This window comes from Mesobaculum littorinae, assembly GCF_004011175.1.
In the GTDB taxonomy this organism is placed as follows: domain Bacteria; phylum Pseudomonadota; class Alphaproteobacteria; order Rhodobacterales; family Rhodobacteraceae; genus Tranquillimonas; species Tranquillimonas littorinae.
This window is the reverse complement of record NZ_RQXX01000016.1, coordinates 1-6,846: the sequence shown is the minus strand read 5'-3', so window position 1 is coordinate 6,846 and position 6,846 is coordinate 1. Positions and strand designations below refer to the sequence as shown.

General features: G+C 63.1%; 6 protein-coding genes. All 6 read right to left on the bottom strand.

Annotated features, from left to right (window positions below; genetic code table 11):
* Window positions 1–426: 426 nt before the first annotated feature.
* The gene (locus EKE94_RS18430) at window positions 427–1,074 is read right to left on the bottom strand and encodes a hypothetical protein (protein ID WP_127908102.1); all 648 of its coding nucleotides are present in this window, start codon (window positions 1,072–1,074) and stop codon (window positions 427–429) included.
* Between the two features lie 5 nt (window positions 1,075–1,079).
* Window positions 1,080–2,738, bottom strand: a complete 1,659-nt coding sequence (locus EKE94_RS18425; protein ID WP_127908101.1) for a hypothetical protein — start codon at window positions 2,736–2,738, stop codon at window positions 1,080–1,082.
* Window positions 2,731–3,093, bottom strand: coding sequence for a hypothetical protein (locus tag EKE94_RS18420; protein ID WP_127908100.1), 363 nt, complete (start codon window positions 3,091–3,093; stop codon window positions 2,731–2,733). The genes EKE94_RS18425 and EKE94_RS18420 overlap by 8 nt, the downstream gene beginning before the upstream one ends.
* 10 nt (window positions 3,094–3,103) lie before the next feature.
* The gene (locus EKE94_RS19115) at window positions 3,104–3,949 is read right to left on the bottom strand and encodes a type VI secretion system Vgr family protein (RefSeq protein WP_206615127.1); all 846 of its coding nucleotides are present in this window, start codon (window positions 3,947–3,949) and stop codon (window positions 3,104–3,106) included.
* A gap of 19 nt (window positions 3,950–3,968) precedes the next feature.
* On the bottom strand, window positions 3,969–5,243 hold the full coding sequence (locus EKE94_RS19110; RefSeq protein WP_206615126.1) for a type VI secretion system Vgr family protein: 1,275 nt from the start codon (window positions 5,241–5,243) through the stop codon (window positions 3,969–3,971).
* Between the two features lie 366 nt (window positions 5,244–5,609).
* A complete protein-coding gene (locus tag EKE94_RS18410; protein WP_127908099.1) occupies window positions 5,610–5,807 on the bottom strand; it encodes a hypothetical protein in 198 nt (65 codons plus the stop codon).
* Window positions 5,808–6,846: the final 1,039 nt, after the last annotated feature.

The following is a 6,846-nucleotide window of genomic DNA, read 5'->3' as shown; positions in this document are numbered from 1 at the left end:
ATCCAGTCTTCGAGCAATGTCATCTAGCCACCTCCTGCGCCAATATTCACTGACCGCAGACCGACCGGCAACCGGCATATTCGCCTCTTCCGGATAGTTAATTGGATGGCCCACCCGAGGGGGCTTATCGCGGACGGAGACCCTGGCCGATCCGCCGGACAGGAATGCGGGGCATAGGCAACCTCTTTCCGGACGGCAGGAACACCGCCAATATCTACACCATCCGACGCTTCAAAGCTCGGCATCGGCGGAAAATGGCGGGCGTGCCGGGAGCCAGCGTTACAGAGACGTGTAGCTGGCTTTCCGGCCATGTGACTTCCTGAAAACCAATGCATCCTTGGCGACCAGTTCAGTTTATCGAATGGATCAACGTCGAAACAGCAGTTTGACAATGCCCAACTTTTTGCCTGTGGCAGATGCCGCCGTCTAGCTTTGCGGAATAAGCTCGGGTTCAACGAGCAAAAAGTTGTCTCCGTCTCCGAATGCAATAGCTGCACCGCCAATCCATGCGGCGTATCCGTCCACTTCGTTCAACGGGAATTCCACTACAGGCTGCATGATATAGCGCGTCACAACGGGAATTTTCGTCATGAACAAAACGGCCTGGAACAAGCCCATGAGATAGTGAGGGCCCTTCTGCAACGTAAGGGTGAACTCATCCTCCAAGACTTCGCCCGTCTCGTTGAGACCAAGACGTCCATCGGTATCACGAAAATCATAACTGTGGACATCCAGATACCTGAAATCTCCGGTATCGACGGATTGTGCTAGGTCAGCCATATCTATACCACGAAGAAAATCCGAGACATGATCGCAGTAGCTACGCGCCTTTCCAATCATTGCATCCTGGCTGAGCCTGCGGTTTGGATCCTGCACATGGTAGAGACCCGTGAAGCGCGTTTCGCTGCGCAAGCGTTCTATCCGCTCGACCATAGCAGCACCCTGCGGCAGGGGGGCGAAGGCTCGATGCAGGTCGAGAGGGTTGCCGGTATCTGTAATCATCGGCTCGAAGTGATTCTTCGAGAATGCATCGGGTTCTTCGAGATAAATTAGCCAATCGTCGATCAGGGCCATAGCGGTCAACCACCTTTTGTTGCGAGGATCGCATCTCTCAACCCAGAGGGCAGGGCATCGACCCCCCCATCCAAGTAGTGATTTGCAAAATACCCCATTCGTCTCAACAGATCATTCCTACCAGCGGGCGGAGGCTGATAGATTTCATCGAGCGCGTTGTGCATCATTGTCGAGCCGGACGTGTTGGGCTGATCGGCCGAAACATGTCGCCAGCGCATTGCCCCATCCGCAGCCGGTACCGGCAAAGGACCCTCGGCGGCATTTGTAGCCGTCACCCAATCCTGTATCTCGTGCATCGAGAAGCCAAGCCGTTTGTGCTCCCTGTATTGAGAGGTCTTCAGCCATTCATGGACGCCGCGCCCAGCACGAATGCGGTTTTCGATGGTTGCCCCATGTCCGGCATCAATCAGGCTGTCAAGTTCTTCAAGTGTAAGATCGTCCCACCAATCGGCGAAGCCTCGATTATTGTAGGGAACGCGACCGTTAGACAGAAGCTCGTCAACTGAACGGGGTGAGCCTGTAGCTCCGGTTTCGTTTGCAGGTTCGTCGCCCTGACCACCCCCCTTGCTTCCCTGCTCCGGAGCATCCACGTCAGGCTCCATGGACCCTTGGCCGCCCTCTCCATATGCGCGGGCTTCGTCGGGGGTCAGATCGGTCTCGACGTCGATGTCCTTGGAATAGTTGATGCGGCGTCCGGCCTGGACGCTCATCGGGAAGGGGTTCGAGTAGAGCATTCCCGGCTCGACCTTGGTCAGCGTGATCCGGAACACGTAGTTCGCACGCACATGACGCACGACGCGGGTGCCCTGGCGCACGATGCTGAATGCCATGCGCACCGCACTTCGCAGCGCCAGCGCCATTCCCGCCGCCAGGCCACCCGTGAGGCCGATGACCGCGGTGACGATGCCGGCGACGACCACCTCCTCGGCCGCGAAGACGGCGGCGTCGACCGCGATCCGGCCGGTCGCCAGAAGCCACTGACCGTTCCGGATCAGCGCCATGTTCTCTTCGTAGTAGGCGCGCACGCCGTCCCAGAGTTCGAGAAACCACCGGCCGATCGCGGCGCGCCGTTCGCCACGACGGGCGTCTTCGAGACCTGCCAGGACCTTCTGACGCTCAAGCAGGCTCCCAAAGTCGGATTGCAGATCCTCTGGAAGCTGCGCGACCCGGTCGGCATATCCCTGGTCTAGTGAACCGCTGGCGACCCCCTCCAACCATCCTTCGGACTGATTGCCGGGGTGGCCCGGGACGATCTCGTCGAGCAGGCCCTGCGCAGAAATCAAACCGTCGATGTCGGAGCCACCGGCACGCATGCCCTCGTAAATACGCTCCTGCAGGGCGTCCCGTGCTGCCTGGACCTCGTCGAACACCTCTTCCGTCCGCTGGGACAGCGGGCCCGCCTGCAGGAAATCGCCGAGCGCTTCCAGAACGGCCTCCTGCGCTGCGGTGACGTCGGCGTCAGTATCGTTGGGGCCCTTGATGCCGGACAGGAGCCCAAGGAAGCGATACTGGGCAAGCACCTCGTTGAATGCGGACTGGGCATAGTCACCAAGAGCGGCAGCTTGAGCTTGATAGCTCGTGTCCGTCACGTCCGGCACGGCGGCCGACCCCGGCTGTGCAAGCGCGCCCTGTGCGGCTGAAGCCGGTGGCCAGTCGTCAGTCACCGAACCAGCCCGCCCAGTCCATCGCGTGGTGCGATTTCTCCATCTGCTCCGGCATTATATCCGCGAGCGACAATTGGTTCGGTACGCCGATGGGCAGGGTCGGGATACCGAATGCCGATGAAAAGAGTTCGGTTTTCATGGCATTGAGCGCGCCCATGTCGCCCTTATGAGTTGTCTGTGCGATCTCGACGAGGCGCAGGACGGCGGCATGCTGGTTCACCGGATCGATATCGATCCGCAGCGGATCGGTCAGGCGGGGAATGCCGATCTCAGCGAAGAACTGGTCGCGCATCGTGTCCCTCAGTTTCTGCCGATCCGCTTCCTTCCGCGCGAAAATACCAGTCTGATAGCTCATGCGCTCACCCTCAGTTCAGATCGATCCGACCGCCGTCCACATCGACCGAGGAGCTGCCTTCGATCTTCAGGTCGACGCCTTTGAGGACGATGGTGCCGTCCTCGTTCATCTGGAATTTCGACTTGCCGCAGACGAACTCGATGCGCTTGCCCACGACGACCACCTTGTTCTGGCCGACCTCCTCGTAGGCCCCGAGAAGGGTGGATTCGTTGCGCACGCCCTGAACGGAGATCTGGTACCCACCGCCGACCGTCACGGTCTTGGCGGCGCCAACAATTTCGTTCGAACTGATCATGACGGTCTCTGCCTTGTTCTTGCCGACGCCGATCACGAGGTTTCCCTCGCCCATGTTCAGGATATCAGGAAGACCCAGCCTGTCGGCCAGCCCCGCGATCTTGTCCGTGAACTTCGAGAAGGCCCCGGTCACCGCAGACTGCAGTTTGTTCGGGCCGACCATGATCGTCAGGTTGCCGCCCACCACCTCGTGGTGGTTGTTGCCCACTTCGATCGACTTGTTGTTGCCGACGCTCTCGGACTGGTTGCGGTCGACCCGCTTGGCGCGGTTGTTCTCGATGTGAAGCTCGTGATCCTTTTCTGCGTGAAGGTAGATCTTCTCCCGGTCCCGCTCGTCCTCGAAGCTTAGCTCGTTGAAGCCACTGCCCTTGTGCGTGTTCGTTCGGAACACCGACCTGGTCTTGTTGGCCGGCAGGTCGTAAGGCACCTTCTGCCTCTTGTTCGGCACCACGCCGGTCACCACCGGACGGTCGGGATCGCCGTCGAGGTAGCTGACCATGACCTCCATACCGATGCGCGGGATGACCTGGCCGCCCCATCCGGCGCCGGCCCAGTTCTGCATCACGCGCACCCAGCAGGTGTCACTGCCGTCCTTCTTCGCGCGCNCGCCGGTCCCAGGGGAACCACAGCTTGATGCGGCCGTATTCGTCGGGGTGGATCTCCTCGCCCGGGGGGCCGGCGACGATGGCGACCTGCGCGCCGTCGATCCGGGGGTGCGGCGTCGTCCGGTGCGGGGTCGCGGGGACGTCCGCGGGCAGCGCGAGAAAGCGGTTCTGGTACTCCGGCTGGTTGTCGACACTCTCGAAGGACGTGTCCACCGCTTCGTGCTCGATCGACAGGATCACATGCGGATCGAACACATTGTCGGGGTTGGCCACATCATAGGGTTTGAAGCGATGGCCGGGGGCAAGGGTGCGCACCATGCTCGCCCCTTCCACCCGCGCATGCTCGGCCTCCACCGCCTGCATCCGCAGCCTGCTGATCCGCTCCACCTCGGCGGTCTCGATCCCCTCGCTCGCCCGGCTGCCCGTGCCATAGCCCGCCTGCATCGGGTATTCGTAAAGCTCGTAGCCGCCATTCTTCGGCAATTGCACGAGCCCCGGCGTCGCCGCCTCGGGCACGCTGCCCGGCGTCTCGAAGTTCCAATCCCGGCCCGCATGTCGGCCGGGGATGTAGCGATACGTGGTCTCGAACCGGCCGATATGGTTCCGGTCCGTCGAGCCATGGGCGAAGCGCACGTTGCCGTCATCCTCGATCGCGGCGAGGTACCCGGAGGGATGCGCGGCGATATGAAGGGTGTGCGCGCCCTCTTCGTGGTGCCAGAAGAACCACAGCCCGTCCTCCTGCAGCCGCCGCGTCAGGTAGTCGAGATCGGTCTCGTTCCACTGGACCGAGTAATGCTGCTTCGGCACCGGGTCGATCACCCCGGTCGTGACGGGCCGCGCGATGCCGTGTTCGCTGCACAGGATCTCGGCGATTTCGACGGCGGACTTGTCGAGCCAGATGCGGCAATCGGATTTCTGCGCCAGCATCCAGAGTTGCGGGCGCAGGACCAGCTGGTAGCTGCGCAGCCCCCGCGTGTGGCGCGGCCCGGCGATCAGGCCGGTGACGATGGCGTTCCAGGTGCGGCGGACCGGCGGCTCCTGGCTCAGCTCGACGGAGACGTCCACCGGCTTTCCAAGAAGATCGGACGGGGCCAGTTCGCGAAGCTTGGACCGCACCGAGACCGTGATCTCGAAGAGGGACGAGATATGCTCGTGAACCGTCAGCTTTTCGGCAAGAAGCTGGTCCTTGCCCAGAGGTGTCACGATCCGCAGGATCCGCTCGGCCTGGATCACATCGCTCTCGGCGTTCATCGGCCACCGCCTCCTCGCCTGTTCGTTGCGCCTTTTCTGCTAGCACGTACCTGAGGTTCTGTGGAGTAGGGGGGAGCGCAAGGCAGGGGCGCCGGCGGAAACTTACCGACGCAGGGGTGCGGACGCCGACGGACACTATGGTGGTGCGGCGGGCGGGGGGGCGTGCGGGGAGAGAAGGTCAGGGCCGACGTCCCCGGACGCGCCTGCGGATCTGTCCTGAGGTGATGTGCAGACCGGCTCCGCTCGGCCGCCGCACCACCATGGCGTCAGCCGGGGCGGGATCATCGCGATCCCGATGCAGATGTCGGGCTGCGCCTCGGGGCGGCAAGGGACGCCGGGGGGCCTCAGGGCGACGGGATCACGCGGTCAATCGCGAAAGAAGAGCCACGCGCCGACACATCCTGCGACCAGGCCCAGGCCCGCGAGGCTCCAGACCGGGATCGAGACGCCGACGGCGACGCACAGAAGACCGGCCGTGACCAGCAGGTGGGCGGCCATGTCCGCCAGCATGCCCATGATGAAGTGAAGGATTTCCGTCAATTTCCCCGGGGGGTCGTCCGACATTGGTGTCTGCCCTGTCCCATGACTGCGATGGAGGTTTTGCGATGTGGGGCCGTAAACCGGCTGGGATGACCTCCTGCCGCAAGGAACAGCCCCGCGCCAGGTTTCGCGCCCATCTGCGGAGGGATCATCGCCCTCGGTTCTGGATAGATCAATGTTTCGGACGGCCCCACATGAACCCGACATGGAAGCCGGTGACGGGCATGCCCGGGCAGGCATTCGGGGGGTAGACCTCCAGAACACGCTGTCGCAGGGCCACCCCCGATCCTGCCCTGCGCCCACGAACCAGCATGGTCTTCGGCGGATTGCGGGTCAGCCCTGCTGTGGCGCCCACGCAATAGATCCCGGCATCCCCTTGATGTGAGCGGCCGTCCTCGCCTGCCCCCCATCCTTCGGATAGTCATGCCGGCCGGACAGGGCGCACATGGTAAACCGGTGGGGAGGGGAGAGCTCTTGCTCCTTCCCGCGCCGTGTCGATTACCCTGCCGTCCTTGTCCTTTCATTGGCTCGCACGACTGGCGGCAGCCAGGGGAAGGATGTCGGAGGGCCCCGAACCACGATCCGCATCTCTTCGGCGGTGATCGGGGCGTCGGCGCGCCACGGGGCTGAGTTCACCCGAGAGCTAGGGGACACGGCCGCACTAGGCACCCGAGGCGGGACGCGGCTTTGGGCGGGGGCGTGCGGCGTTCTGGCTTGGGGGCATGCAGTTCCCCCGTGACAAAGCGGTGGCAGCCCCGTCTTGTCTTGGTAGATCAGGTGTCGGGGCGGGCAAGGGGGCATGCTTGGACCGCATCGGGTCCGCGCGGTCGTCCGTTGCCTTGGTGGCCCGCCCGCGCTGAACGTACCCGTTAAACGCCCCCGCCAAATGGTGCCGTCGAACGTGCCCACCGAATGCCTCCGCCGGGCGCCGCCGCCGATCCCGCAACCCGCCTCCGCCAGCATGCCCGGAAGGTCCGCCAGAGCCCGGTCAGAGGCCGTCGGTGCTTTCCCGAAACTAAAGCGACACCGACAGGCGGGTTTCCTCGGGGACGTCGTGGCCGTC